The sequence below is a fragment of the Caulobacter sp. FV1ye13L genome (genome assembly GCF_058681155.1).
Window position 1 is genome coordinate 4129020 of sequence record NZ_CM178732.1, and the last position, 25224, is coordinate 4154243.

Annotated in this window: 24 protein-coding genes and 4 pseudogenes; 17 read left to right on the forward strand and 11 right to left on the reverse strand. The window is 68.0% G+C overall.

Annotated elements, in window-relative coordinates; translation table 11 throughout:
• Nucleotides 1-27 precede the first annotated feature (27 nt).
• Nucleotides 28-939 (reverse strand): hypothetical protein, encoded by a 912-nt coding sequence (locus ACW176_RS19945; protein WP_492110370.1) that lies wholly within the window; start codon nucleotides 937-939, stop codon nucleotides 28-30.
• Nucleotides 940-1116: 177 nt separating this feature from the next.
• On the opposite strand from ACW176_RS19945, the gene ACW176_RS19950 reads away from it, so the two are divergent.
• Together ACW176_RS19950 and ACW176_RS19955 are read left to right on the forward strand one after the other, a co-directional pair.
• Nucleotides 1117-1731, forward strand: coding sequence for a glutathione S-transferase family protein (locus ACW176_RS19950; protein WP_492110371.1), 615 nt, complete (start codon nucleotides 1117-1119; stop codon nucleotides 1729-1731).
• A gap of 29 nt (nucleotides 1732-1760) precedes the next feature.
• A pseudogene (locus tag ACW176_RS19955) lies at nucleotides 1761-1874 on the forward strand (hypothetical protein); the annotation flags it as partial.
• A 26-nt stretch (nucleotides 1875-1900) separates the two neighbouring features.
• Here the strand turns inward: ACW176_RS19955 and ACW176_RS19960 are convergent.
• The 3 genes from ACW176_RS19960 to ACW176_RS19970 all read right to left on the reverse strand — a co-directional run bounded on the left by ACW176_RS19960 (nucleotide 1901) and on the right by ACW176_RS19970 (nucleotide 4657).
• Nucleotides 1901-2776, reverse strand: coding sequence for a hypothetical protein (locus tag ACW176_RS19960; protein WP_419317841.1), 876 nt, complete (start codon nucleotides 2774-2776; stop codon nucleotides 1901-1903).
• Complete coding sequence (locus ACW176_RS19965; RefSeq protein WP_492110372.1) at nucleotides 2777-3574, reverse strand: hypothetical protein; 798 nt, start codon at nucleotides 3572-3574, stop codon at nucleotides 2777-2779. It lies immediately after the preceding gene.
• A 132-nt stretch (nucleotides 3575-3706) separates the two neighbouring features.
• A complete protein-coding gene (locus ACW176_RS19970; protein ID WP_492110373.1) occupies nucleotides 3707-4657 on the reverse strand; it encodes a hypothetical protein in 951 nt (316 codons plus the stop codon).
• A gap of 96 nt (nucleotides 4658-4753) precedes the next feature.
• On the opposite strand from ACW176_RS19970, the gene trmFO reads away from it, so the two are divergent.
• Nucleotides 4754-6175, forward strand: coding sequence for a methylenetetrahydrofolate--tRNA-(uracil(54)-C(5))-methyltransferase (FADH(2)-oxidizing) TrmFO (trmFO, locus tag ACW176_RS19975; protein ID WP_492110374.1), 1422 nt, complete (start codon nucleotides 4754-4756; stop codon nucleotides 6173-6175).
• A gap of 123 nt (nucleotides 6176-6298) precedes the next feature.
• Here trmFO and ACW176_RS19980 read toward each other — a convergent pair whose 3' ends face one another.
• Nucleotides 6299-7081 carry a DUF1365 domain-containing protein gene (locus ACW176_RS19980; RefSeq protein WP_492110375.1) on the reverse strand — a complete coding sequence of 261 codons (783 nt, stop codon included), beginning with the start codon at nucleotides 7079-7081 and terminating at the stop codon, nucleotides 6299-6301.
• Nucleotides 7078-8418: an NAD(P)/FAD-dependent oxidoreductase gene (locus ACW176_RS19985; RefSeq protein ID WP_492110376.1), complete on the reverse strand. Its 1341-nt coding sequence runs from the start codon at nucleotides 8416-8418 to the stop codon at nucleotides 7078-7080. Before ACW176_RS19985 ends, ACW176_RS19980 begins: the two co-directional genes overlap by 4 nt.
• A gap of 147 nt (nucleotides 8419-8565) precedes the next feature.
• On the opposite strand from ACW176_RS19985, the gene ACW176_RS19990 reads away from it, so the two are divergent.
• The 5 genes and pseudogenes from ACW176_RS19990 to ACW176_RS20010 form a co-directional block, all read left to right on the forward strand.
• Nucleotides 8566-9612, forward strand: a complete 1047-nt coding sequence (locus ACW176_RS19990) for an SAM-dependent methyltransferase (protein ID WP_492110377.1) — start codon at nucleotides 8566-8568, stop codon at nucleotides 9610-9612.
• Nucleotides 9609-10010 carry a DUF2177 family protein gene (locus ACW176_RS19995; protein WP_419317854.1) on the forward strand — a complete coding sequence of 134 codons (402 nt, stop codon included), beginning with the start codon at nucleotides 9609-9611 and terminating at the stop codon, nucleotides 10008-10010. Before ACW176_RS19990 ends, ACW176_RS19995 begins: the two co-directional genes overlap by 4 nt.
• 123 nt (nucleotides 10011-10133) lie before the next feature.
• Nucleotides 10134-10688, forward strand: a complete 555-nt coding sequence (locus ACW176_RS20000; RefSeq protein ID WP_419317856.1) for a sigma-70 family RNA polymerase sigma factor — start codon at nucleotides 10134-10136, stop codon at nucleotides 10686-10688.
• Nucleotides 10685-11398 carry an anti-sigma factor gene (locus ACW176_RS20005; RefSeq protein ID WP_492110378.1) on the forward strand — a complete coding sequence of 238 codons (714 nt, stop codon included), beginning with the start codon at nucleotides 10685-10687 and terminating at the stop codon, nucleotides 11396-11398. Before ACW176_RS20000 ends, ACW176_RS20005 begins: the two co-directional genes overlap by 4 nt.
• A 178-nt stretch (nucleotides 11399-11576) precedes the next feature.
• A pseudogene (locus ACW176_RS20010) lies at nucleotides 11577-12815 on the forward strand (allantoate amidohydrolase); the annotation flags it as partial.
• Between the two features lie 54 nt (nucleotides 12816-12869).
• Here ACW176_RS20010 and ACW176_RS20015 read toward each other — a convergent pair.
• Nucleotides 12870-12944, reverse strand: a pseudogene (locus ACW176_RS20015) (hypothetical protein); the annotation flags it as partial.
• Between the two features lie 4 nt (nucleotides 12945-12948).
• Here ACW176_RS20015 and ACW176_RS20020 point away from each other — a divergent pair.
• The 5 genes from ACW176_RS20020 (at nucleotide 12949) to ACW176_RS20040 (ending at nucleotide 17789) form a co-directional block, all read left to right on the forward strand.
• Nucleotides 12949-14184, forward strand: a complete 1236-nt coding sequence (locus tag ACW176_RS20020) for a pyridoxal-phosphate-dependent aminotransferase family protein (protein WP_492110379.1) — start codon at nucleotides 12949-12951, stop codon at nucleotides 14182-14184.
• A gap of 136 nt (nucleotides 14185-14320) precedes the next feature.
• A complete protein-coding gene (gene puuE / locus ACW176_RS20025) occupies nucleotides 14321-15229 on the forward strand; it encodes an allantoinase PuuE (RefSeq protein WP_492110380.1) in 909 nt (302 codons plus the stop codon).
• A gap of 168 nt (nucleotides 15230-15397) precedes the next feature.
• On the forward strand, nucleotides 15398-15922 hold the full coding sequence (gene uraD / locus ACW176_RS20030; protein WP_492110381.1) for a 2-oxo-4-hydroxy-4-carboxy-5-ureidoimidazoline decarboxylase: 525 nt from the start codon (nucleotides 15398-15400) through the stop codon (nucleotides 15920-15922).
• Complete coding sequence (locus ACW176_RS20035; protein ID WP_492110382.1) at nucleotides 15922-17109, forward strand: urate hydroxylase PuuD; 1188 nt, start codon at nucleotides 15922-15924, stop codon at nucleotides 17107-17109. The genes uraD and ACW176_RS20035 overlap by 1 nt, the downstream gene beginning before the upstream one ends.
• A complete protein-coding gene (locus tag ACW176_RS20040; protein WP_492110383.1) occupies nucleotides 17106-17789 on the forward strand; it encodes a TetR/AcrR family transcriptional regulator in 684 nt (227 codons plus the stop codon). The genes ACW176_RS20035 and ACW176_RS20040 overlap by 4 nt, the downstream gene beginning before the upstream one ends.
• Nucleotides 17790-17947: 158 nt before the next feature.
• Here ACW176_RS20040 and ACW176_RS20045 read toward each other — a convergent pair whose 3' ends face one another.
• The 3 genes from ACW176_RS20045 to ACW176_RS20055 form a co-directional block, all read right to left on the reverse strand.
• Nucleotides 17948-18622, reverse strand: coding sequence for a YceI family protein (locus ACW176_RS20045; RefSeq protein WP_492110384.1), 675 nt, complete (start codon nucleotides 18620-18622; stop codon nucleotides 17948-17950).
• 128 nt (nucleotides 18623-18750) lie between these two features.
• Nucleotides 18751-20289: a calcium-binding protein gene (locus ACW176_RS20050; RefSeq protein WP_492110385.1), complete on the reverse strand. Its 1539-nt coding sequence runs from the start codon at nucleotides 20287-20289 to the stop codon at nucleotides 18751-18753.
• Nucleotides 20290-20437: 148 nt separating this feature from the next.
• On the reverse strand, nucleotides 20438-21388 hold the full coding sequence (locus ACW176_RS20055; protein WP_492110386.1) for an acetamidase/formamidase family protein: 951 nt from the start codon (nucleotides 21386-21388) through the stop codon (nucleotides 20438-20440).
• Between the two features lie 235 nt (nucleotides 21389-21623).
• Between ACW176_RS20055 and ACW176_RS20060 the strand changes: the two genes are divergently transcribed.
• From ACW176_RS20060 to ACW176_RS20075, 4 genes are read left to right on the forward strand one after another with little or no spacing between them, the layout of a single operon-like run.
• Nucleotides 21624-21842, forward strand: coding sequence for a hypothetical protein (locus tag ACW176_RS20060; protein WP_492110387.1), 219 nt, complete (start codon nucleotides 21624-21626; stop codon nucleotides 21840-21842).
• Nucleotides 21839-23233, forward strand: a complete 1395-nt coding sequence (locus tag ACW176_RS20065; RefSeq protein ID WP_492110388.1) for an AtzE family amidohydrolase — start codon at nucleotides 21839-21841, stop codon at nucleotides 23231-23233. Before ACW176_RS20060 ends, ACW176_RS20065 begins: the two co-directional genes overlap by 4 nt.
• Nucleotides 23230-23646 carry an oxalurate catabolism protein HpxZ gene (gene hpxZ, locus ACW176_RS20070; protein ID WP_492110389.1) on the forward strand — a complete coding sequence of 139 codons (417 nt, stop codon included), beginning with the start codon at nucleotides 23230-23232 and terminating at the stop codon, nucleotides 23644-23646. Before ACW176_RS20065 ends, hpxZ begins: the two co-directional genes overlap by 4 nt.
• Nucleotides 23647-23655: 9 nt before the next feature.
• The gene (locus ACW176_RS20075; protein ID WP_492110390.1) at nucleotides 23656-24612 is read left to right on the forward strand and encodes a nucleoside hydrolase; all 957 of its coding nucleotides are present in this window, start codon (nucleotides 23656-23658) and stop codon (nucleotides 24610-24612) included.
• 256 nt (nucleotides 24613-24868) lie between these two features.
• On the opposite strand, the pseudogene ACW176_RS20080 reads toward ACW176_RS20075, so the two are convergent.
• Nucleotides 24869-25061: pseudogene (locus tag ACW176_RS20080) on the reverse strand (hypothetical protein); the annotation flags it as partial.
• Between the last annotated feature and the right edge of the window lie 163 nt (nucleotides 25062-25224).

The following is a 25224-nucleotide window of genomic DNA, read 5'->3' on the forward strand; positions in this document are numbered from 1 at the left end:
CCCTTGATGGGGGGAAGGGCCAAGTCATCAGGCCTCGACCGGCTCCGCCCCACCCGCCTTGAGGATCCGGTAGATCTCCGGGGCCGGCGAGAAGATGATCAGCGAGGTCAGCACCGAGATCACGCCCGCAAACACCGCCCGCGCCAGGCCGATCGGCGTGAAGAAGGTCTCCAGCGAGCTCATGTCCGGTTCGAACAGGCCGCCAAGGCCGCCGATGCCCCCCGAGGCGATCACGCCCACGGCGGCCACGATGGTCATGATCAGCAGATAGACGATGACCGCCATCACCACCGCCAGCACATAGGCCCCCAGCATCGCGCCGACGTGGCCCTTGGTCATGGCCCAGGAGGCCCGGATGGCGATGCGGCCGGTGTCAAAGGTCATGGTCGAGGCAAAGGACAGCCGCACGGCGAAATAGATCATCAGGCAGGCCACGCCGACAAAGCCGATCAGGCCCGTCAGCGCCGCGATGGCGCCGCCCCCCGCCGCCACGCCGATCCCCACCAGGATGGCCGACAGCAGGATGGCCGTGACATAGACCGCCAGAATGATCAGATTCACCAGGATCAGGGTCCCGGCCTGCCGCATTTCTTCCGCGCCAAAGCGCAGATAGGCCGAGCGGCTGTCGCCCGGTTGCAGGACCATGCGGTTCACCGCCGCCAGCATCACCGAATACAGCGCCAGGCTATAGACCAGCGATACGCCCATCAGCGGCGCCAGGCCGCCCATGATCGCCAACATCTCCTCGGGGGAGGCGTTGTTGTCGGCGCTGAGCGCCATGAACGCGTTCAGCTGCGGACCGGCCACCTTGATGGTCAGGGTGCTGGTCAGCAACGACAGCACCGTCATCAGCGCCGCCCACAGCGCAATGGTCCGAGGATGCTCCCGCACGAGCCGGAAGCCGACGAAGGCGGCGTCGGAGGCGGAGAACTTGGACATGCGGCCCTCGGGGACGGAACGAGACAAGCGCTACGCGTAACAAGGTTTGCGGCGTTTCGACAGGGCGTGGACGTCGAAATCGACCTGAGCGCGAATGCCGCTTGCCCGCCGCGCCTCGCCAACTCTAACATCTGTTTGAAAGCGGCCGTCAGCGTCGCCAATCCGGGAGGATCGACGATGAAGCTCTATGGCGAAGCCAACCCCGCGCCCAATCCGCGCCGGGTGCGGATCTTCCTGGCCGAGAAGGGCGTCGACCTGCCGGAGATCCGCATCGGCATGCGCCAGGGCGGTCACAAGTCGCCCGAGCACAAGGCCCGCAACAGCCTGGGTCAGGTCCCCACGCTCGAACTGGACGACGGGACGATGATCAGCGAGAGCGTCGCGATCTGCCGCTATCTGGAGGCCCTGCATCCAGATCCGCCGATGTTCGGCGCCACGGCTCTGGAGCAGGCCCAGATCGACATGTGGGTGCGGCGGATCGAGTTCCAGCTGCTGATCCCGGTCGGCATGTTCTGGCGCCACGCCCATCCGCTGACCGCCGCCCTGCTCACGCAGAACAAGGACTTCGGCGAATCCAACCGCGAGACCGTGGCCAGGGCCATGAAGTGGCTGGATCGCGAACTGGCCGACGGCCGCGCCTTCATCGCCGGCGAGACCTATTCCATCGCCGACATCGTGGCCCAGACCACGATCGACTTCGCCAGCTTCATCGGCCTGGAGGCGCCGGCGGAGACGCCGCATCTGGGCGCGTGGCGCGAACGCGTGGGATCACGGCCCAGCGCGGCGGCCTAAGTCTAACTCCAAGTTCAAGCTCAAAATAAGCTTGTCATCCCGGCCGCAGCGAAGCGGAGAGCCGGGACCCAGGGGCAACCGCGATGCGTCGCCCCCTGGGTCCCGGACAGCCTCTGCGAGGCTTCCGGGATGACAAGAAATAGGACTTCAAATCGACTTTAGGCTGACTTTACGCCTCGCCCGCCGTCAGCTGCCGCAGGGCGGCGGCGGGGGCCGAGGTGACGATCACCGCCTGCAGGGTCAGGAACACCGGGGCCAGCAGCAGATTGGCCAGCAGGGCCAGGATCAGGCGCGGGTGGCTGGCCGCCGGGCCGCCGGCGATGGGGTCTTCAAGGCCCCCGGCGAGCACCGCGCCGACGATGCTGGAAACCGTGGCGCCCAGGATCGAGACGATCACGCACAGCACGATGACGATGACCAGCATGGCCAGCAGTCGCCAGAACTGGCCGTGGGTCAGCAGCCAGGCGGCGCGCGGATCAATGTGGCCGACCATGAAGGCGTGGGGCGCCAGCAGCGACAGCCGCACCGCCACCCAGGTCGACAGGCCGATCACGGTCAGGGCGCCCAGGAAGCCGAACCAGCCGGCGACGGGCGTGCCCCCCAGCAACGCCGTTCCCAGGGCCACGACGCCGCCGGGGATCACCATCACCATCAGGGTGGCCGCCCAGTGGATCAGCGACACGACCAGCAGGCGAAGGTCCTCGCGGCCGACCCGCAGATAGGCCCAGCGCCGCTGCTCGGGGTGCAGCACGGCGCGCATGATGGCCGCCGACAGGATCGCGCCCAGCACCAGGGCCAGCATGATCAGCAGCACCATCACCCCGCCCAGGCGAGAGACGATGTCGAGGATCTCGCGCGGGTCGGCCGACGACGAGCGCAGCGCCAGATCGGCGCGGTCCTGCTCGCCCAGCACCATCTTGACCAGCAGGCCCAGCAGCGGAAGCGTCACCAGCGAGAACCCGGCCCAGGCCAGCACCACGACGGGATGCCGGCGCATGATCCTCAGCCCTTCGAGGGCGGCGTCGACGGGCGAAAGCAAGGTCATCTAGACATCCCGCGAAGGCGACACGGCCGGCGCATGGCGGCATCGATAGACGTGAACGAGCGCGCCGGTCCAGACCGGCGCCAGATAGACATAGCCAAAGACCGCGCCCAGCGCCGCCAGCACGCCGTCAAAGCCTGGACCGGCCCAGCGTCCGACCAGGTTGAACGCCGCCAGCAGGGCCGCGACCGGCGCCGCCAGCAGAGCGCCGGCGACCAGCACCTGCAGGGCGACGCCGCGCGTCAGCGGAAAGGCGCTCAGCACCCGCACCCCCGACTGGTCCACCGAGGCCGCCGCCGCCAGGGACAGGCGCACAGCCAGCCAGAGCAGCAGGGCCAGGCCCAGCAGCGGCGCGGCGCCGGCTACGATGGTTCCGGGTCCCGAACCGGCCAGGGCGTCGCGCCAGGCCTGGGACGAGGTGGCGTCAAAGCCCGGCGCATTGGCCCGCGCCACGCCCAGGGCGATGGCGCCGACCACCAGGAGCAGCACCGCCGTCACCACCAACAGGAAGGCCGCAATCAGGGCCTGAACGCCCAGCAACCGCCACTCATCCAGACCCCAGCGCAGACCGGCCAGACCGGCGGACTTGCCAAAGGCGTGGCGATAGAGCGCCCCGAGGGCCAGGGCTATGGCGATGATCTCGGCCAGCGGCGCCAGACCGCTCACGGACGGCGGCAGGACGCGGGTCAGAACACTGATCACGACGGCGGTCAGCAGAGCGGCCCAGCAGGCGCGAACCGACGGGCCCAGGCCCGCCACCCCCGCCCGAACGGTCGCCCCGATCGCGACCGATCGATCCATCATCGCACGCCCCTGTCAAACTGCCCGGCCTGAGTCGCGCGGAGCAGCCTGTTTACGACGCGCCGCGCCGGGTTGCGACGCGTCGCGCTCACGCTCGGACGGATTTCCGCCGGACGTGGCGCCCGCGCCGCGTTACGCGTCCCGCTGCAGGCTCAGATCCCTGTAGGCGGCCGCCCACGGCGCACAGAACAGGGCGACCAGACAGGACCCGATCAGGGTCCCGACCAGACCCACCACAGCCAGCCACGGCCAGACGCGGCGCAGCAGATCGAGCGGCGGCTGAGCCAGGAACGCCTGCACGGCCTGAGGATCGTTGAGCCAGACCGGCGGCCCGCCCGCCGCGAACATCGCGCCCAGCACCACGCCGGCCACGATCAGCTCCAGGACGAAAACCATCAGCAGGCTCAGCAGCGCCACGCCCAGCAGCCGCCAGGCCGAACCGCGCGTCAGCGACCAGGATTCAAACAGCCGAAACTGAGCGTCGGCGAAAGTCATGGGCGCGGCCATGGACAGGCGCAGGCCCAGCCACACCAACACCCCGACCGCGACCAGGCCAAGCCCGACCGCCGTGAGAATACCCGCCGTCGCGCCCTGCCCCTGCGATCCGCTGGCCAGACCGACGATGAACGCCGGCAGCACCACACCCAGGGCCGCAATCACCGCGACGATATAGGCCAGCACGCTGACCACCAGGAACAGCAGGGTCAGCCACAGCTCCTGCGCGCCGAGCCGCAGGAAGGCGCCGCGCGACTGGTTAGGCTCCAGCACGGCGCGGAACACCGCCGAGCAGATCAGGGCCTTGATGAAGGTGCTCCACAGCCAGCCGCCGATCTGCAGCAGCATCAGGCCCGACTGCAGCTGCATCATCTGACGCATGGCCTCCTGGTCGATCGGCCCGTCCTTGGGCGGCATCATGGCCGCCACGGTCTTGAGGAGCTCGGGCCCCATCAGCGGGATCAGCGCCAGCACCGGCGCCAGCGACAGGACCAGCATCACAATGCCCCAGGTCACGACCGCTCCCGGATGGCGCGCGATGACCCCAAAGCCCGCGAACGCCGAACCCGCTACCGAGATCTTGGCCATCTGCTTCCCCCGCGCTCGCCCGCGCCAAACGCGCTGACCTCCCGTGAGCCTACACTCAGGTTTCGTTCAGCGACAGCCGGGGGTATGAGGGCGCGCATGAGCACTCAGACTTCCTCCATCGCCCCCATCCACGTCATCGGCGGCGGCCTCGCCGGTTCCGAAGCCGCCTGGCAGATCGCCAGCGCCGGCGTGCCCGTCGTGCTGCACGAGATGCGACGCGACGAGCCCTCTGGTCCCATCCGCACCGAGGCGCACCATACCGACGGCCTGGCCGAGATGGTCTGCTCCAACTCGTTCCGCTCGGACGACTGGCAGTTCAACGCCGTGGGCCTGCTGCACGCCGAGATGCGCCGGATGGACTCTCTGATCCTGTCGGCCGCCGACCAGCATCAGGTGCCCGCCGGCGGCGCCCTGGCCGTCGACCGCGACGGTTTCTCGGCCGAGGTCACCCGTCGTCTGGAGGCCCACCCCCTGGTGACCATCCAGCGCGAGGAAATCGCCGGCCTGCCGCCTGCGGACTGGGACAGCGTCGTGGTGGCCACAGGTCCGCTCACCTCGCCGGCCCTGGCCGACGCGATCCTGGAGCTGTCGGGCGAGGGCCAGCTGAGCTTCTTCGACGCCATCGCCCCGATCATCCACCTCGAGTCGATCGATATGGACCTCGCCTGGCGCCAGTCGCGCTACGACAAGGAAGGCCCCGGCGGCGACGCGGCGGCCTATATCAACCTGCCCATGAACAAGCAGGAATATGAGGCCTTCATCGACGCCCTGCTCGACGGCCCCAAGGCCGAGTTCAAGGAGTGGGAGCACGTCCCCTATTTCGACGGCTGCCTGCCCATCGAGGTGATGGCTGAGCGCGGCCGCGAGACCCTGCGCCACGGCCCGATGAAGCCCGTCGGCCTGACCAATCCGCGCGATCCGCTGGTCAAGTCCTACGCCATCGTCCAGCTGCGCCAGGACAATGCGCTGGGCACGCTGTGGAACATGGTCGGCTTCCAGACCAAGCTGAAGCACGGCGCCCAGGCCGAGGTGTTCCGGATGATCCCGGGCCTGAAGGACGCCCAGTTCGCCCGGCTGGGCGGCCTGCACCGCAACACCTTCATCAACAGCCCGCGCCTGCTGGATCGCAGCCTGCGCATGAAGGTCGAGCCGCGCCTGCGCTTTGCCGGCCAGATGACCGGCGTTGAAGGCTATGTCGAAAGCGCCGCCACCGGCCTGCTGGCCGGCCGCTTCGCCGCCGCCGAGCGCCTCGGCCGGACGCTGGAGGCGCCGCCCGCCACCACCGCCCTGGGCGCCCTGGTCGATCACGTCACCGGCGGCCACATCGCTGCCGACGTGGAAGCCGGCAAGACCAGCTTCCAGCCGATGAACATCAACTACGGCCTGCTGCCGCCGATGGAAGCGCCCAAGACCGGCGAGGACGGCGTCAAGATCCCGCTGAAGGAGCGCGGCCGGGCCAAGAAGCGACTGATGAGTCTGCGCGCCCTGGCCGACCTTGAGGCGTGGCTCAACGCCTGACCCCCAGCAGCCGTTGATCCTGACCTCAGAGGGTCCAAATCCGAAAATACGCCGTCACCCCGGGATTTGTTCCCGGGGTGAAAGGGATATAGAGCGCGCGGAGTCGCGCTCGGCAGCGCAGGCTTATCCTGCGCCGCCTTTTTCTTGCGGGCTGGAAAGGCCCGACGGCGAGGGCGAGCCGAACAGGCCAAAGCCCTTGAGCACCATCTTCAGCGCTTCCCAGTGTATGCCCGCCAGAACGCCGACCACCTGAAGCGGATGGCCCATCAGGACCCGTCCCAGAGCCTTGTCGGTCAGCTCGACGCGCCGGCCGTCGAAACTGGCCGCCAGTTTCAGCCCCTCTTCGTCGAAGACGTCGATGCCCACATGTACGGCCTCGCCCGGCGGAGCGATCTCGAAGACGTAACGCAGGTCCATCGGCAGGAAGGGCGAGACGTGAAAGATCTTGTCGCTAGCCTGCCGCACCCAGCCGCCGCGCTCGCCCCGCACCGGCAGCACATAGTCGTGACGCTGGCCAAAGGTGTTGCGCACCGCATGGACGATGGCCTTCAGCTCGCCCGTCTCGTCACGGCAGAAATAGACACTGAGCGGATTGAAGCCGTGGCCCAGAACGCGCGGCATGCACAGCAGCGAAATCCTGGCGTCCGGCAGGTCGATGCCGTGGGCGTCCAGCCTGGCCTGCACCATCGCCTTGACCCCCTGCCCCGGGGTTTGCGCATGATCGCTGGAATGGAAGGACAGCAGGTTGAAGCGATCCAGCGAGAACCATTTCAGCCGCCGGTCCAGCGCCTCCAGTTCGTCGAGATCCAGCAGCAGCATGAAGACGCGATAGCGCAGTCCATGACGCCGTGGCCGCGACCTCTGGTGCGCGACCTCGCCGACATAGAGCGCCGACGCCTGGGTCACGCCACCAGCTCGCGCAGGTCGTCTGCGGCCGGGTCATCGACGAAGATCCGGCTCGACGGATTGGGCGTCACCCACGGACGACGTCCGCCGCCCAATTGCTCGGCCACGGCCAGGCCCGCCTGCAGGCCATCCTCGTGGAAGCCCGAGCCGAAATAGGCGCCGCAGAACCAGACCCGGTCGCGGCCCTGCAGCGACCAAAGGCGGCGCTGGGCCAGCATGGCCGGGCCATCGAACAGCGGATGCTCATAGACCTGATCGCGCAGAACGGTCTCGGCGCGGGGCGTGCGCTCGGGATTGAGCGACAGGAAGAACGGATCGGCGCTGTCCAGGGGCTGCAGTTTGTTCATCCAGTAAGTCACGCCGCCCGCGCCGCCGCCCGCGCGGCGGCCGACATGGTTCCAGCTGGCCCAGGCGGCCTTGCGGCGCGGCATCAGGCCGGGATCGCGGTGCAGCACCGTGCGGTTGCGACTGTAGCGGAAGGCGCCCAGCACCTCGACCTCGTCCGGCGTCGGGGCGTCCAGCATTCGCAAAGCCTGGTCGGCATGGGCCCCGATCACGACGTGATCATAGAGCAGCGCCTCGCCGGTAATGTCCTCGAGGGTCACGCCGTCAGGCCCGCGCTGGATATGCCGCACCGGCCGGCCCAGCAGCACCTTGCCCTCGAAATCTGCGGCCAGGCGCGAGACATAGGCCTGGCTACCGCCGACCACGGTGCGCCAGATTGGGCGCTTGTCGATGGGCAGCATCAGACCGTGATTGTCGAAGAACCGCAGCAGGGCGGCGGCGGGAAACTCGCGGATGTCCTTCATCGAGGCCGACCAGATGGCCGCGGCCTGGGGCAGCAGGTGATCCTCGGCGAAGGCCTTGCCGAAACCCTGCTGGCGCAGATAGTCGTCCAGCCGGCACAGCCCGCCCGCCTCCAGCGCCGCCAGGTCTCGGGTCCCGGCCTTGTAGAAGCGCGTGACGTCCAGCAGCATCTTCAGGAAGCGGAAGTTCAGCACGTTGCGCTTCTGGGCCAGCAGGTTGTTGCTGCTGTACTCCAGTGCGCCGTTGTCCAGCGAGACCCCGAACGACATGTCGCTGTCCACGGTCTCGACGCCGAGATGCTTAAACAGCGCCACCAGATTGGGATAGTTGGGCTCGTTATAGACGATGAAGCCGGTGTCGACCGGCACGCCCTCGACCGCCACCGTATTGGCGTGGCCGCCCAGCCGGCCGTCGGCTTCGTACAGGGTGACGTCGTGATGCTTGGACAGCAGCCAGGCGGCCGACAGGCCGGCGATGCCGGACCCGATGACGGCGATGTTTAGACGTTGGGTCGGCTGCGGCGCGGGCAAATGATCGTTTCCTGCAGGGGTCTTGATAACGCTCGAGTTCCAGCTACGGCGCCGGAACAGTTTTGGACGCGCGGCGCATCCATTTGCGGGCCCGCGCGTAGCTTTGCGCGGATGACCCGCAGAGGGTCCAAAGCGCAGGGTCCCCGCATGAGCTTGGTCAAGGCCGCCATCCACGCCTTTGAAGACACGCCGATGCCGGACGTGGTCTCGCGCGCCGCGATCCAGTTCCTGGTCGGCGACGCCCGCCGGCGCCTGGCCGGCGCCCCCGCCGACGCCAGCGCCAGTTTCGCACGGACCATGGGCGAGCACCCGATCGCCGCCCATACCGACGCCGCCAACGCCCAGCATTACGAACTGCCCGCCGCCTTTTTCGAGGTCGTGCTGGGCCCCAACCTGAAATATTCCAGCGGCCTCTATCCGGCCGGGGCGTCCACCCTGGCCGAGGGCGAGGCCGCCGCCCTGCGCGAGGCCGAACTGCACGCTGATCTGCAGGACGGTCAGGCCGTGCTGGAACTGGGCTGCGGCTGGGGTTCGCTGTCGCTGTGGATGGCCGAGCGCTTCCCTGGCTCGAAGATTACCTCGGTCTCCAATTCGGCCTCGCAGCGCGCTTTCATCCTGGCCCGCGCCGCCGCCCGCGGCCTGAGCAACCTGACCGTCATCACCGCCGACATGAATGACTTTTCAACCGACCAGCGCTTCGACCGCGTGGTCTCGGTGGAGATGTTCGAGCACATGTCCAACTGGCAGGCCCTGCTGGGCCGGGTGCACGGCTGGCTCAAGCCCGACGGCCTGCTGTTCATCCATGTGTTCACGCACCGCAACACGCCCTACCGCTTCGACGTCAACGACCCGGCCGACTGGATCGCCCAGTATTTCTTCACCGGCGGCGTCATGCCCAGCCACGACCTGCTGGCCCAGTTCCCCGACCTGTTCGCCGTCGAGCAGGACTGGCGCTGGAGCGGCGCCCACTACGCCCGCACCGCCCGGCAGTGGCTGCAGAATTTCGACGCCAACCGCGCCAGGATCGATCCTGTGCTGGAAAGCGTTTATGGATCCGACGCCGCCGTGTGGCGGCGTCGCTGGCGTCTGTTCTTCCTGGCCACCGCCGGCCTGTTTGGCCATCGCGGCGGCGAGGAATGGGGCGTCAGCCACTATCGCCTTCGCCCTGTCCTCCAGACCACGAGCCCCGCATGATCCGCTATGTCTTCGGTTACCTGGCCACCGGCGGCGCCATGCTGGTGCTGGACATCATCTGGCTGACCCTGATGGCCCCGCGCCTCTATCGGCCGCGCATCGGCGAGCTGATGGCCGACCAGCCGGCGATGGTCCCGGCAGCGGCCTTCTACCTGATCTATCTGACCGCGATCATGCTGCTGGCCGTCCTGCCGGCTATCCGCGAGGACAGCTGGAAGCGCCTGCTGTTCAACGCCGCCGTGTTCGGCTTCTGCGCCTACGCCACCTACGACCTGACCAATCAGGCGACGCTGAAGGTCTGGTCGACCACGATCACCGTGATCGACATGGCCTGGGGCACGTTCCTGACCACGGTCGCGGCCAGCGCGGGTTTCGCAGCCATGCGAGCGATGAAGTAGGGACTTCAAATCCGCTTCCCGGCGACCGCCGGAAGCGGATTTGCGGCGCGACGCAAACCATTGCCTCGCGTCGGCGAGCATGTCACCGTTATGGGTAAGAATGTCCCGGAGCTGCCTCACCTAATGGATGCCGATTCCAGTCGCGCCCTGCTTTCGCGCGCGATCGCCCGAGTAGCCAACCGCGACTCCGACGCCCTGAAATACGTGTATCGCCACACGTCCGCGAAACTGTTTGGCGTCTGCCTCCGTATCTTGAATGACCGCGAGGAGGCGGAAGACGTGCTTCAGGATGTGTATCTCTCGGTCTGGAACAAGGCTGATCGCTTTGATCCCGAAAAGGCCAGCCCGATCACCTGGCTGGTGTCGATGGCCCGCAACCGCTCGATCGACAAGCTGCGCGCGCGCGGTGGCCGCGTGATGGCGGGCGTCGAAGAAGCCGAAGCCATTCCCGACGCCGCGCCCCTGGCCTCGACGGTTGTCGAGACGGACGAGGACCGACTGCGCCTCAACGGCTGTCTGGACCAGCTGGATCCCAAACACGCCGGCGCCGTGCGCACCGCCTTCTTCGAAGGCGTGACCTACGACGCCCTGGCCCAGATGATCGGCGTGCCGCTGGGCACCATGAAAAGCTGGATCCGGCGCAGCCTGATCAGCCTCCGCGCGTGTCTCGAAGCATGACCGACCTCAGCACGCCCGAAGACGAACGTCCCCTCGCCGGCGAATATGTGCTCGGCGTCCTTGATGCGACCGAACGCGCCCAGGCCCAGGCCCGCATCGCCGCCGAACCCGGTTTCGCCCGCGCCGTGCAGTGGTGGGAGAACCACCTCACCCCTCTGGCCACCGACATCAAGGGCGTCGAGCCGTCGGCCGGCTTGTGGCCGCGAATCGCCAACCTGATCGGCGAGGCGGCCAAGCCGTCGCTGTGGAACAATACCCGCGTCTGGCGTGGCGTGTCGGTGGGCGCCATCGCCCTGGCCGCCGCCAGCGTCGCGACCCTGGTGATGACGCCTCGCGCGCCGCCCGTTCCCGCTATCGCGCCGACACCGGCCGCCGCCGAGGTGGCGCTGATCAATGATCCGGCCTCGAACAAGCCGGCCCTGGTCGCCACCCTCGACCACGCGACCGACAAGCTGATCCTGACGCCCGTGGCGATGGAGATGCCCGAGGGGCGCGAGCCCGAACTGTGGATCATCCCCGAGGGCCAGAAGGCCATCTCGCTGGGCATGATCCCGAAGAACACGCCGATCCAGATCGCCCTGCCGGCCGGCCTGCGCGGCGGCGGAACCTATACCGCCACCCTGGCCATCACCGACGAACCCCCCGGCGGCGCGCCAACCGGCGTGGCCACCGGTTCGGTCCGCGCGATCGGCAAGTTCGTGAAGGCGTAGCTCGCGCTAAGTAAGTAGTTTATGACTTATTCGCAGGCGCCGGCCGCAAGGTCTGGCGCCTGTCGAGGCATCGGCGGGTGATCGAGATCCCCGCCCGCCTTGGGCCGCGCGGCTGGACGCAAGCTGCGCTACCAAGGACGCCACGGCAAGACCAGCTGTGGATCGGAGCCGAGACGGGGTGACGCGGGAGTTCGACATCGGCGCGAGGGCCAAGGCTCGTTGCGACCTGCTGGGCGTATCGCCCTATAGCGAGGTCGAGGGCCAGCTGACGCGTCGCTTCCTGACCCCCGCCCATGCTGCCGCCCTCGACACGCTGACCCTGTGGATAACTTCAGCCGGCATGAGCGTCCGTCGCGACGCCGCCGGCAGCCTGGTCGGCCGCTATGAGGGGCAAACGCCGGGCGCCCCGGCCCTGCTGATCGGCTCGCACATCGACAGCGTCCGCAACGGCGGACGCTATGACGGTCCGCTGGGGATCATGCTGGGCATAGACGTGGTCGAGGCCTTGCGCGACGCCGGCCGTCGCCTGCCCTTCGCCATTGAGGTGATCGCGTTCGGCGACGAGGAAGGCTCGCGCTTTTCCGCCTCGATGAGCTGCAGCCGCGCCATTGCCGGGACGCTGGATCCGTCGGCCGTGCTGGGCATGAGCGACGCCGAGGGCGTGACCCTGGCGGATGCGTTCACCGCCTTTGGCCTGGACCCTGCCCGCATCCTCGACGCCGCCCGCAAGCCGTCCGACGTCATCGCCTTTCTGGAAGCCCATATCGAACAGGGCCCGGTGCTGGAAGCCGAAGGCCTGGCCCTGGGCGTCGTCACCGCCATCGCCGCCCAGAAGCGGCTGATGGTGCGCATCACCGGCATGGCCGGTCACGCCGGCACCACGCCCATGCATCTGCGCAAGGACCCCGGCCCCGCCGCCGCCGAGTGCATCCTGGCCCTGGAGCGGATCTGCCAGGCGGGGACCGACAACCTGGTCGGTACGGTCGGTCGCATGACCGCCCTGCCCGGCGCCTTCAACGTCATCCCCGGCGCCGTCGAATATTCGATGGACATCCGCGCCGAGACCTCGGCGACCCGCGACGCGGCCGTCGAGGCCGTCACCGCTGAAGTCCACTCCATCGCCGCGCGGCGCGGCCTGACGGCGACCGTCACCCTGATGCAGGCGCTGGACGAGAGCCCCTGCGATACCGGCCTCGCCGCCCTGCTGGAACAGTCCGTCGCCGACCTGGGTCTGCCGCCCCGCCGCCTGCCCAGCGGCGCCGGCCACGACGCCATGGTGATGGCGGCCCTGTGCTCCACCGCCATGCTGTTCATCCGCTGCGAGGGCGGGATCAGCCACAACCCGGCCGAGTCCGTGACAGACGCCGATTGCGCCCTGGCGGCGCGGGCGATGCTGGGGTTTGTGGAGCGGCTTTCCGATCAATTCTCCCTGCAAATTTCTTTGTCATCCCGGCCGGAGCGCGCCAGCGCGGAGCGCCGGGACCCAGGGGCCGCGCGCGCCGCCCCTGGGTCCCGGATCGCCCCTTCGGGTCGTCCGGGATGACAAGCTTATGGATCGTGACATGACCACCACCTTCGGCGAACTCGACCACCCGCCCCGCCTGCTGATGGGCCCCGGCCCGATCAACGTGCATCCCCGCGTGCTGCGCGCCATGTCGGTGCAGCTGCTGGGCCAGTTCGACCCGGAATTCACCGGCTACATGAACGAGACCATGGCGCTCTATCGCCAGGTCTTCCAGACCCAGAACCGCTGGACCTTCCTGATCGACGGCACCTCGCGGGCCGGGATCGAGGCGGCTCTGGTCTCGGTGCTGGCGCCGGGCGACGACGTGGTGGTGGTCAATGCCGGCCGCTTTGGCCTGCTGCTGTCCGAGATCGCCGAGCGCTGCGACGCCAGGGTCACCCTGGTCGAGGGCGAGTGGGGCAAGGTCATCGACCCGCAGGCGGTCGAGGACGCCGTCGCCCGCGTCAAGCCGCGCCTGGTGGCCTGCGTACATGGCGACACCTCCACCACCATGGCCCAGCCGATCGACGCCATCGGCGAGATCTGCCGCCGCCATGACGCCCTGCTCTATGTCGACGCCACCGCCACCCTCTCGGGCATGCCCTGCCCGGTTGATCAGTGGCAGGCCGACATCGTCACCGCTGGTCTGCAGAAGTGCCTGGGCGGTCCCTCGGGCTCGGCCCCGATCACGATCAGCGACCGCGCCGCCGAGCACATCGCCGGCCGCAAGCATGTCGAGCGCGGTATCGCCACGGCGGGCGCGGTCAGCGGCGCCGGCCGCCGCATCGCCTCCAACTATTTCGACCTGGCGATGATCATGGACTACTGGTCCGACAAGCGCCTGAACCACCACACCGAGGCGGCCAGCATGCTGTACGCCGCCCGCGAATGCGCCCGCGTGGCGCTGGAGGAAGGCCTGGAAGCCCGCTTCGCCCGCCATACGGCCGCCGGCGCGGCCGTGGTCGCCGGGGTCGAGGCGATGGGGTTGAGCGTCTATGGCGACCCGGCCCACAAGATGACCAACGTCACCGGCATCTGGATCCCGGCCGGCGTCGACGGCGACCGCGTGCGGGCCCGCATGCGCACCGAGTTCGAGATCGAGATCGGCACGGCCTTCGGGCCGCTGACCGGCAAGATCTGGCGGATCGGGGCGATGGGCGTCAATGCGCGCAAGCATGCGGTGCTGACCACCCTGGCCGCGCTGGAGGCGGTGCTGCGGTGGGAGGGGTTCGGCGCGACGCCGGGGGCTGGCGTGGATGCGGCGGCGAAGGTGTTTTCGTGATGGGCAGGGCAAGCTTCATCTTCCCCCTACGGGGGAGGAGCGCCGCAGGCGCGGAGGGGGCCAGTCGTGGCGACCACTCGCCCCCACCTGACCGCTGCGCGGTCGTCCGCCCCCGTAGGGGGCAGATGAAATCACGATGACCTACCCGAGAGACCTCATCGGCTACGGCGCCACCCCGCCGCATGCCGCCTGGCCCAACGGCGCCCGGATCGCCGTGCAGTTCGTCCTCAACTACGAGGAAGGCGCTGAACGCTCGATCCTGCATGGCGACCCCGTCTCCGAGTTCTTCCTGTCGGAAATGGTCGGCGCCCAGCCCATCGAGGGCATGCGCAACATGTCGATGGAGAGCCTCTACGAATACGGCTCGCGGGCCGGGTTCTGGCGCATCCGCCGGCTGTTCGACGAGCTGGGCCTGCCCCTGACCGTGTTCGGCGTCGCCCAGGCGATGGAACGCCATCCTGACGCGGTCGAGGCGATGATGGAATCCGGCTGGGAGATCGCCAGCCATGGCTATCGCTGGATCGACTACCAGCACTTCACGCCCGATCAGGAGCTGGAGCACATCGGCAAGGCCATCGAGATCCAGGCCCGCCTGACCGGCGAGCGCCCGCTGGGCTGGTACCAGGGCCGCACCAGCCCCAACACCGCGCGGCTGATCGCGCAGGAAGGCGGCTTTGTCTATGACGCCGACAGCTATGCCGACGACCTGCCGTATTACGACGCCCAGCACGGCCGTCCGCAGCTGATCGTGCCCTACACGCTGGAGGCCAACGACATGCGCTTCACGGCGGCCCAGGGCTTCAACACCGGCGAGCACTTCTTCACCTATCTGCGCGACGCCTTCGACGCCCTCTACGCCGAGGGCGAGACCGCGCCGAAGATGATGAGCATCGGCCTGCACTGCCGCGTGGTCGGCAAGCCCGGCCGCATCCTGGGGCTGAAGCGCTTCCTTGAGCACGTGATGAGCCACGACAGGGTCTGGGTGGCGCGGCGCATCGACATCGCGCGGCACTGGATCGAGACACATCCGTATGGGGAAGCGTGACATGAGCGCGCCCCATATTTCCCCGTCATCCCGGGGCTTGTCCCCGGGACCCATGGTTCAGCTGATCGGTGGTTGCGAAATGATCCCGGCCCTTGCGGCGGACGGATGGGTCCCGGGGACAAGCCCCGGGATGACGGAGATTATTGTCGGTTCCGCAGGCGCGATGACATGAGCTCAGCTCCCCCCCTCTCCCTGAAAATCCTCAACAGCATGAACCAGACCGGCTTCACCACCGCCCTGGGCTTTGCGTTCGAGCTGTCGCCCTGGGTGGTGCAGCGCGCCTGGGACGAGCGGCCGTTCGACACCGTCGAGGGCCTGCACGCGGCGATGATGCGGGTACTGGACGCCTCGACCACCGCCGACAAGCTGGCCCTGATCCGCGCCCACCCGGAACTGGCCGGCAAGGCCGCCATCGCCAAGGCCCTGACCGCCGAGAGCAATGCCGAACAGGCCAGCGCCGGGCTCGACAGGCTGACGCCGGAAGAGTTCGAGCGCTTCCACCAGCTCAACGCCGCCTATGCCGCCCGCTTCGGCTTCCCGTTCATCATCGCTGTACGGCTGAACGACAAGAGCTCGATCCTGGCGGCGATGCAGGCCCGGCTTTCCAACGATGAGACCCGGGAGATCGCCGAGGCGATCAGCCAGATCGGCCACATCTCCCGGCTCCGCCTGACCGACGCGGTGAGCGCCTGATGGACTATGATTTCGCCACCTGGGGCAGCCTGGTCCTGCGCTGGCTGCATGTGATCACCGGCATCGCCTGGATCGGCGCGTCGTTCTATTTCGTCTGGCTGGACAACAATCTGCGCGATCCCGTCCCGCCCAAGGACGGCGTGAAGGGCGAGCTGTGGGCCGTGCACGGCGGCGGGTTCTATCACTCGCAAAAGTACATGACGGCCCCGCCGCACATGCCCAAGCACCTGCACTGGTTCAAATGGGAGGCCTACACCACCTGGCTGTCGGGCTTCGCTTTGCTGATCGTGCTCTATTACGTGGGCGCGCCGATCTATCTGATCGACACCGCCAAGCACGCCTTCAGCCAGGGCGGCGCCATCGCCACCGGCCTGGCCTTCATCTTCGGCGGCCTGCTGGTCTATGAGGCCCTGTGCCGCTCGCCGCTGGGCGGCCGCCCGCGCCTGTTCGGGATCGTATGGTTCCTGAGCCTGACGGCGGCGACCTACGTCCTGACCCAGATCTTCACCGACCGGGGCGCCTTCATCCATGTGGGCGCGATCATCGGCACCTGCATGGTCGGCAACGTGTTCCTGATCATCATCCCCAACCAGCGCAGGATCGTCGCCGACATGCTGGCCGGCCGCCCGGTCGATCCGCGCCTGGGGGCGATGGGCAAGCAGCGCTCGGTGCACAACACCCACATGACCCTGCCGGTCATCTTCATCATGATCAGCAACCACTATCCGGTGGTGACGGGTCATCCGCTGGCCTGGCTGCTGCTGGCCCTGATCGGCGCCGGCGGGGTGTCGATCCGCTACTTCTTCATCCTCAAGCATTCGGGCCAGATCCGGCACGAGTTCCTGTTCTACGGAGCCATGCTGATCTTCGCCGTCAGCGTGATCGCCAGCGGCAAGCCAAAGGCCGATGCCGCTGCGATGTCGCCCGTGCCGTTCGCGACCGCACAGGCCATTGTCCAGAAGCACTGCACGACCTGTCACGCCGCCGCGCCAACCCACAAGGGCTTCCCCGCCCCGCCCCTGGGCGCGACCTTCGACACGCCCGAGCACATCCAGAAATATGCGTCGAAAATTCACGAACGTGCGGTAGCCACCAGCAGCATGCCGCTGGGCAACGAGACCGGCATGACCGACGACGACCGCGCCCAGCTGGGCGCCTGGATCAAACAGGGGGCCAAGATCCCGTGACCGACGCCACCGTTCTGGAAGCCCCGGTCCCCGACGCGGACGACGGCCCGCCGCCGAGGAAGCGCGACGCCGAACGCACCCGCAAGGCGATCATGGCCGCGGCCCTGAAAGAGTTCTCTCAGGCCGGGTTCGCCGGGGCCCGCATCGAGCGGATCGTCAAGGCGGCCAAGTGCAATATCCGCATGCTCTACCACTATTTCGGCGACAAGAAGGGCCTGTACCTGGCCGTTCTGGAGGCCGCCTATGTGGACCTGCGGGCCCGCGAGGCCGAGCTGAAGATCGATTTCGACAAGCCGTTGGACGGCTTTCTGGAGCTGCAGCGCTTCACCTTCGACTACTTCGAAAAGCACCCGAAATTCGAGGGCCTGCTGCGCAACGAAAACCTGATGCACGGCAAGTTCGCCGCCCAGTCGCGGGTGGTCACCGAGACCGCCTTTCCGCTGCGCCGAACCATCGAACGCCTGATCGACAGCGGCCAGACGCAGGGTCTGTTCGGTCCGGATCTGGACCCCGTGCAGATCTATGTGACCATCGCGGCGATGAGCCGGTTCCACCTGGCCAACGGCTATTCTCTGTCAGCCACCCTGGACACCGACATGACCACCGCCGAGTGGCGCAAGGCGCGGCTGACCCACGCCCTGGCCCTGCTCGAAGGCTATCTGACAGCGGGTGTGCGGTAGGAAGATGCTCCCCGCTGGGGGAGGGCTATGGCCTGTCCTCAAAAACGGTTGTCATCCCGGACGAGCGCGCAGCGTGAAGATCCGGGACCGACGCCTGAGCGCCGCGCTTGCGGCGGTCCCGGACAGCCTCTGCGAGGCTTCCGGGATGACACTGAACTCTACTGCGCCGCCGCCACCAGCGGCGGGCCGCTGAACTCCGTTTCGATCTCCACCGCCACCGCGTCGCCGACGCCCATGGTCGTGCCGGGCGCGGGCACGCCATAGGCGATCCCGAAGTCCGAACGCTTGAAGGTCCCGGTGGCCGAGAAGCCGGTCCGGGCCTGCGGGTCCATCGGATGGCCGGCATAGCCGCCGTTGAAGATCACATCCAGCACCACCGGCTTGGTCACGCCATGCAGGGTGAAGTCGCCGGTGACCTTGGCGGTGTTGGCGCCGGTGACCTCGACCTTGGTCGACTTGAAGGTGATGGCCGGATACTGCGCCGCGTTCAGCCACTGCGGACCGACCAGCTCGTCCCTGAACCCGGCCGGCGGGGCCGGCAGCGTCAGGGAGCTCGGATCGATCGTCGCCTCCAGCGTGGTCAGCTCCGGCTTGGCCGGATCGAAGTTCAGCTTGGCGTCGAACGCGGCGAAGCTGGCGGTGTAGTTCGAAAAGCCCAGATGGCTGACCTTGAACACCACCGTCGAGTGGCTCTTGTCGAGCGTGTAGGCCCCGGCCGGCACGCTGGCCGCAGCTGGCTTGGCGGCGGGCGGCGGCGGCGCCTTCTCGGCGGCAGGCTTTGGCGAGCAGGCGGCCAGGGCCAGAAGGGCGACGACGGGCAGGATCGACTTCATGATCTCTCTACCTTCCAAGGCTCGTGCTCGCGGCGAGTTTTCGGTCATGACGCCCAGAGGCGGCGTCGAATTAACGTCGCTGGAGCACCCCAGTTGCTGCTGGAGCGCCCCAGCGATCGGGGCGCATATCAAATGTAGAAGCTATTGATGCTCACGTCCTGCAGATCGGCGCCAGATAACTCGATGACATTGTCGAATACGCGGTTGCCGCTCTCCAAAACTTGATCGCAGAATAGGTAGACGTCAGAACCAACCTGGAACGCGAAGAACGACTGGTGGTTGGCCGAAGCTTGCAGCATTTGCAACGCCTGAACTTGAGCCTCGGCGAAGCCTGTAACACTGAACTCCGCATAGTAGAGCGGCTGCACTCGATCCCAGACCAGCAGCTTGTCAGTAGCGCCAAAGTCGGAAATCGTATCGATACCCAAGGTGCTGCCGTCGCTGGAAAGTGAATCCCCGGCGGCAAACAGGAAGGTATCGGCGCCGTCGCCGCCCGTCAGCTCATCGGCACCACTTCCACCGATCAGCGTATCGGCTCCGCCGCCGCCTTCCAGCGTGTCGTCGCCCACAGCACCAGACAGGCCGTTGGCGTTCACGTCGCCGGTAAGGCGGTCGTTGAAATAGTCGCCAACCACCCCTTCAACAGACTGGATCGTCATGAAGTAGCCGGACGTGACTTCCTGGATGCCGGTTTTGGACAGATCCACTGTCACACCGACACCGGCCTGTGCATTGATGAAGGCCAGAGTGTCTCGGCCCGCGCCGCCGTCAACGACGTCATGGGCCCCGCCGGGAAGCAGCTCAAAGGTGTCATCGCCGTCACCACCGAGCATCGTGTCACCGACGTCGCTGCTCTGGATCCGGTCGTTGCCGGCCCCACCCAAAAGCATGGCTCCGACATTGATATCCGTGCCGAAAATGCCGAACGAGCCGACGATATCGTCGCCCTCACCGCCATCGATGTAGTCGGCGCCCCCACGCCCCATGAGACTATCGTTGCCGGCCCCGCCGTCGATGTAGTTGTCGCCATAGGCGCCGAAAATGGTGTCGTCGAAACGCGTGCCGATCACGCTCTCGATCGCCACAAGCCTGTCCTGACCAAAGAGCCCTTCAGCGAAAGCCCCCTGGGGGCCCAGCAATTCGACCAACACGCCGGAATCGAGGTCCGCGAAGCTGGCGATGTCATCGCCCGCGCCGCCATCCAGCGTATCGTTGCCGGCGCCGCCCTCTAGAAAGTCGTCGCCCGCCCCGCCCGAGAGGGCGTCGGCGCCCGCGCCGCCCACAAGCGTATTGGTGCCGACATTGCCGGTCAGCACGTCGTTGAACTGTGAGCCGTAAAGGTTCTCGATCGAGGTCAGCTTGTCGCTTCCGCCGCCGCCAGTGTTCTGGGCCGTGGTGATGGCAAGGCTGACCTTCACGCCCGACGTCGCGTCCTCATAGGCCGCCCAGTCGACGCCGTTGCCACCGTCCAGGGCGTCGCTGCCCGCGCCGCCCATCAGGTAGTCCTCGCCGTCGCCGCCCAGCAGCGTGTCATTGCCCACCATGCCGGCCAGGACGTCGTCGCCCGCGCCGCCGGTCAGCTTGTCGGCGCCGCCAAAGCCGTAAAGCGTATCCGCATCGGCGCCGCCCGTCAGGGTGTCGGCCTTTTCACTACCGTTCAACAACATCTGCCCATCCCCACTCGCCCCAAACGGGCACGCGGCAAGGTTTAGTCAGGGCCGGACAGCATCAGAATGAGTTTCACTTGGTAAGGGAATATTAAGGGTAAATATCGGCCAAGTCAATTAACATACCAAAGTATTCCACAGAACTGTTTCAGAATAGAACACCCTTCTCCAGCATTCCGTGCACGCCCTTTTCGCCATTCACCGTCTGGGTCACCCGGAAGTCCACGGCCAGCGAGCAGAACTGATAGGCCTGCACCCGCGTCAGGCCGCTGCGGGCGGTGATGAAGTCGATCATGCCGCGCAGGGCCTGCTTCATGGCCAGGTCGAGATCCTCGTTGAAGCCCATGACGATGTAGTGGGTCGAGGTCTCGGCGCGGGGCCAGGTGGCTGCGCCCAGATCAGCGGCCTTGTGGAGGACGAAGGTGAAGGCGCCGGTCAGGCCCATCTCCAGCGCGTTGACGCAGACCTCGCCGTCGCCCTGCCGTCCGTGGCCATCGCCGACCGAGAAGTTAGCCCCGGGAACCCAGACCGGCAGGAACAGGGTCGCGCCGGCGCCCAGTTCCTTGTTGTCCATATTGCCGCCGTGCTCGCGCGGCTCGCGGCTGGAGAGGCGGCCATATTTCGCCGGCGGCGCGACGCCCATGGTGCCGAAGAAGGGTCTGAGCGGCAGGGTCGGACCCCAGTCGGGCTTGCAGGTCCCCGCCGCGCGGTCGACGGCGATATGGCTGACATAGCGCTCCGGGAAATCCTCCGGCAGGGTCCCGGCCAGGGGGCGAACGGCGCAATAGCCCCAGTCGTTATTGGGCTCGACCGCCTCGATCCGCACCTCCAGCGTGTCGCCCGGCTCGGCCCCGGCGATAGCCACGGGGCCGGTCAGGATGTGGGGGCCGATCCGCTCGGGCTTGCTGTCGTGGATTGCCCGCAGGGCCGGCGGGATGGTCAGGCCGCTGTCCGCGCCCGGCATCACCTCCACGCCGCCCGAGACGCAGTCGAAGGTGACGCTGTCGCCCGAGGCGATGGTCAGCACGGGATCAAAGGCCGCGTCGAACATGCCAAAGCGGATGGTGTCGGGGGTCGAGGCGAGGTGGTGGCGCATCAAGTAAGCCTTCTCTTACAAGCGGCCATCTCGACGCCGATCCGGCGCCAGACCCAAGGCCCGCGCGACCTCGGCCGGGTCGATTGCCCCGAGGCGCCCTTGTAGCAGGCGTTTGGCGACCAGACTGTCTCCCAGACGTGCGCGCCCGCGCGCCGGGCCGCCCAGGCGCGGCCGCACTAGCGCGGCCCCACGACGCCGGTATATGAAGAATTTTCTTACTTATGGAGACCGCCCCACGATGGCGATCGATGCGGCGCTCAAGGCCTTTCTCGACCTCACCGACGGCGACGTCGCCGACTATGCCGATGCGCGGGCGGCCGATATCGGCCTGACCCTGCCGGAGCCGACCCTGGCCGCCGTGCGCGAGAACCTGGCCCTGCTGCGCACCCAGACCTCCCTGTTCGTCGCCGCCCTGGACGGCCGCGCCGGCGAGCCGGCCAAGACCTTTCAGCCATGACCTTTCCCAGCGTCGTCGAGATCGCCGGCGAGGTTCGCGCCGGCCGCGTGACCGCCCGCGCCGTCACCCAGGCCACCCTGTCGCGCATCGGCCGCCGCAATGGCGCGATCAACGCCTTCACCGCCGTGCTGACCGAGCGCGCCCTCGCCCAGGCCGACCGGGTGGATGCCGCAATCGCCGCCGGATCACCGGTCGGGCCGCTGGCCGGCGTGCCCTTCGCGGTCAAGAACCTGTTCGACATCGAGGGCCTGCCCACCCTGGCCGGCTCGAAGATCCGGCGCGGCGCCACGCCGCCCTCACGCGACGCGACCCTGGTCCAGCGGCTGGAAGCGGCCGGCGCCGTCCTGGTCGGCGCGCTGAACATGGACGAGTTCGCCTATGGCTTCGTCACCGAGAACGCCCATGACGGCCCGACCCACAATCCCCACGACCTGAGCCGCATCGCCGGCGGCTCGTCGGGCGGTTCGGCGGCGGCGGTGGCGGCGGGCTTCGCGCCCCTGACACTGGGCTCGGACACCAACGGCTCGATCCGCATCCCCGCCAGCCTGTGCGGGGTATTTGGCCTCAAGCCCACCTATGGCCGCCTATCGCGCCAGGGCGTGTTTCCCTTCGTCGAGAGCCTGGACCATGCCGGCGCCTTCGCCCGCTCGATCGAGGATCTGGCCCTGGCCTATGACGTCATGCAGGGGCCGGACGTCGAGGGCGACGCGATCTGCGTTCGCGCCGCCGAGCCTGTTTGCGGAACACTGGCCGCCCTGGCCGACCGTCCGCTGCGCGTCGGCGTGCTGGGCGGCTGGTTCGCGCAGGGCGCGTTTCCCGAGGTGCTGGAGGCGCTGGACATCGTGGCCCAGGCGCTGGGCGCGCGCGACCGCGTGATCCTGCCCGGCGCCCAGGCCGCCCGCGCCGCCGCCTTCTGCCTGACCGCCGTCGAGGGTGGGCATCTGCACCTGGCCGACCTGAAGACCTCGGCCATGGACTACGATCCCGCCGTCCGCGACCGCCTGCTGGCCGGAGCCCTGCTGCCGGACGGCGTCGCCCAGGCCGCCCAGCGCTACCGCACGCTCTTCCGCGACGAGGTCGCCCGCGCGTTCGAACGCTTCGACATCCTGCTGGCCCCGTCGTCGGTCTGTCCCGCCCCCGGCATCGGCCAGGCGACGATGGAAATGGGCGGCCAGCCGGTTTCCGTCCGCAAGAACCTGGGCGCCTTCACCCAGCCGATCAGCTATATCGGCCTGCCCGTGCTGGCCGCGCCGGTGAACCGCCCGGGCCAACTGCCCATCGGCGTCCAGATCATCGCCCCGCCCTGGCGCGAGGACCTGGCCCTGGCCGCCGGCCTGAAGCTGCAACGGCTGGGCGTCGTGGCCGCCCATGCCCCGGGAGGTCCGCTATGATGATCAACAACCCCGTGGTGCTGGCCCAGGTCGCCGAGGCCGTCGACGCCTATGAGACGGCCCTGATGGCCAACGATGTCGAGGCCCTGGACGGCGCGTTCTGGAACTCGCCGCATACCGTGCGGCTGGGCGTGGCCGAGAACCTCTACGGCTTCGACGAAATCGCCGCCTTCCGGGTCGGCCGGGCCGGCGGCTCGCCGCCGCGCACCCGGCTGCGCACCGAGATCACCACCTTCGGCGACGACTTCGCCATCGCCAATGTCGAGTTCCAGCGCGACGGGTCCGACAAGACCGGCCGCCAGAGCCAGACCTGGATCCGCACGGCGGACGGCTGGAAAGTCGCCTCCGCCCACGTCTCCCTCCTGCAGGCCGGCGCTGACCAGCGCCTCGCGTCGCCGCCCGAAAACCGCTAGAGCCCGCCCATGACGCACAAGATCATTTTCGACACCGACCCCGGCATCGACGACGCCATGGCCCTGCTGTTCATCGCGGCCAGCCCGGCCCTGGACCTGCTGGCCATCACCACGATCTTCGGCAATTCCGACATCGAGACCACCACCCGCAACGCGCTCTATCTGAAGCAGCGCTTCGGTCTGGCCGCGCCGGTTTTCAAGGGAACCGACAAGCCCCTGACCCGGCCGCGCAACCCCTCGCCCACCTTCGTGCACGGCGAGAACGGCCTGGGCGATGTCGAACTGACCGGCCTGGTTCCCGCCCAGCCCGAGGCCAAGCCGGCCCATCAGGCGATCATCGATCTGGCCCGCCAGCATCCCGGCGAGGTGACCCTGGTCGCGGTCGGCCCGCTGACCAACCTGGCCCTGGCCCTGCAGGCCGACCCGGAGGTCGCCACGCTGCTCAAGGCCGTGGTGATCATGGGCGGCGCGTTCGGCCTCGCCGGCAAGCCGGGCAATGTGACCCCGGTGGCCGAGGCCAATATCTGGAACGATCCCGAGGCCGCCGACCAGGTCTTCACCGCGCCCTGGGCCCTGACCGCCGTCAGCCTGGACATCACCACCCAGGTGGTGATGTCGCCGGCCTATATGGACGCGCTGGAGGCCTCGGCCGGCGCCGCCGGTCAGTTCCTCAACGCAATCTCCAAGCCCTATGCCGCCTTCTACGGCAGCCGCGACGGCATCGAGGGCTGCTGCGTCCATGACGCGGCGGCGGTGGCGTTCGTGATCGATCCGTCGCTGTTTACGCTGCGTCGCGGCTCGGTGCGCGTGCTGACCGAGGGCATCGCCCTGGGCCAGACCTGCCTGAAGGCCGAGGGCGAGCTATTTGGCCCATCGGCCTGGGACGACCAGCCGATCCAGGCGGTGACCGTGGCGGTGGATGAGGCCGGGCTGCTGAAGCTGTATGCCGAGACGATGAGGGCTTAGGCGCTGGCCCCCTATGGGGATTGGGATCGCGCTATCCTCGGATAGGCGCGGGGATAGGCGCCCCAAGTCCTCCCCCTGAAGGGGGAGGAGCACTGACCCCCACAAAATCTCCGTCATCCCGGGACTTGTTCCCGGGACCCATCGTTCCGTTGCGCCGTCAGGGGTTTATGATCCACCGACCGTGCGGCGGACCCATGGGTCCCGGGGACGAGCCCCGGGATGACGGGGCCTTTTTGCGTCACGCTCCTGCGCATGCCTACGGGCATCCAGACAATCGACGCAGCCCCCCAAAAACCTCCCGTATTCTGTACCCACCTCGTCGCGAGGAAAGGGCGCAAGGCCAGCGACCATTGCGGCGGCGGGGGGTGATCGAGCGGGACTGGGGTCGAGGGGGATACTCGACCGGTCCGGGGATCCCGGCGTTGCGGGACCCGCCCGCCGTCGGCGTGGACGGAGAGACCCACGGGAGACGCTTCGGGCCCTCGTGCTTCGATCGTCGGGCTGCTTTGGAAACAGAGCGGTTCGGGTTCTGCTAAGGCCTCAACAGGGCCACCTGGCGGGACGCTGACGGATGACGGTCGCGCGGAGCGCTCGGCTTCGTCGAAACGGTTA

Coding starts and splice junctions, on each gene's coding strand:
- ACW176_RS19945 (WP_492110370.1), bottom strand. CDS start 939: ATGTCCAAGTTCTCCGCCTCCGACGCCGCCTTCGTCGGCTTCCGGCTC.
- ACW176_RS19950 (WP_492110371.1), top strand. CDS start 1,117: ATGAAGCTCTATGGCGAAGCCAACCCCGCGCCCAATCCGCGCCGGGTG.
- ACW176_RS19960 (WP_419317841.1), bottom strand. CDS start 2,776: ATGACCTTGCTTTCGCCCGTCGACGCCGCCCTCGAAGGGCTGAGGATC.
- ACW176_RS19965 (WP_492110372.1), bottom strand. CDS start 3,574: ATGGATCGATCGGTCGCGATCGGGGCGACCGTTCGGGCGGGGGTGGCG.
- ACW176_RS19970 (WP_492110373.1), bottom strand. CDS start 4,657: ATGGCCAAGATCTCGGTAGCGGGTTCGGCGTTCGCGGGCTTTGGGGTC.
- trmFO (WP_492110374.1), top strand. CDS start 4,754: ATGAGCACTCAGACTTCCTCCATCGCCCCCATCCACGTCATCGGCGGC.
- ACW176_RS19990 (WP_492110377.1), top strand. CDS start 8,566: ATGAGCTTGGTCAAGGCCGCCATCCACGCCTTTGAAGACACGCCGATG.
- ACW176_RS19995 (WP_419317854.1), top strand. CDS start 9,609: ATGATCCGCTATGTCTTCGGTTACCTGGCCACCGGCGGCGCCATGCTG.
- ACW176_RS20000 (WP_419317856.1), top strand. CDS start 10,134: ATGGATGCCGATTCCAGTCGCGCCCTGCTTTCGCGCGCGATCGCCCGA.
- ACW176_RS20005 (WP_492110378.1), top strand. CDS start 10,685: ATGACCGACCTCAGCACGCCCGAAGACGAACGTCCCCTCGCCGGCGAA.
- ACW176_RS20020 (WP_492110379.1), top strand. CDS start 12,949: ATGGATCGTGACATGACCACCACCTTCGGCGAACTCGACCACCCGCCC.
- puuE (WP_492110380.1), top strand. CDS start 14,321: ATGACCTACCCGAGAGACCTCATCGGCTACGGCGCCACCCCGCCGCAT.
- uraD (WP_492110381.1), top strand. CDS start 15,398: ATGAGCTCAGCTCCCCCCCTCTCCCTGAAAATCCTCAACAGCATGAAC.
- ACW176_RS20035 (WP_492110382.1), top strand. CDS start 15,922: ATGGACTATGATTTCGCCACCTGGGGCAGCCTGGTCCTGCGCTGGCTG.
- ACW176_RS20045 (WP_492110384.1), bottom strand. CDS start 18,622: ATGAAGTCGATCCTGCCCGTCGTCGCCCTTCTGGCCCTGGCCGCCTGC.
- ACW176_RS20050 (WP_492110385.1), bottom strand. CDS start 20,289: ATGTTGTTGAACGGTAGTGAAAAGGCCGACACCCTGACGGGCGGCGCC.
- ACW176_RS20060 (WP_492110387.1), top strand. CDS start 21,624: ATGGCGATCGATGCGGCGCTCAAGGCCTTTCTCGACCTCACCGACGGC.
- ACW176_RS20065 (WP_492110388.1), top strand. CDS start 21,839: ATGACCTTTCCCAGCGTCGTCGAGATCGCCGGCGAGGTTCGCGCCGGC.
- hpxZ (WP_492110389.1), top strand. CDS start 23,230: ATGATGATCAACAACCCCGTGGTGCTGGCCCAGGTCGCCGAGGCCGTC.
- ACW176_RS20075 (WP_492110390.1), top strand. CDS start 23,656: ATGACGCACAAGATCATTTTCGACACCGACCCCGGCATCGACGACGCC.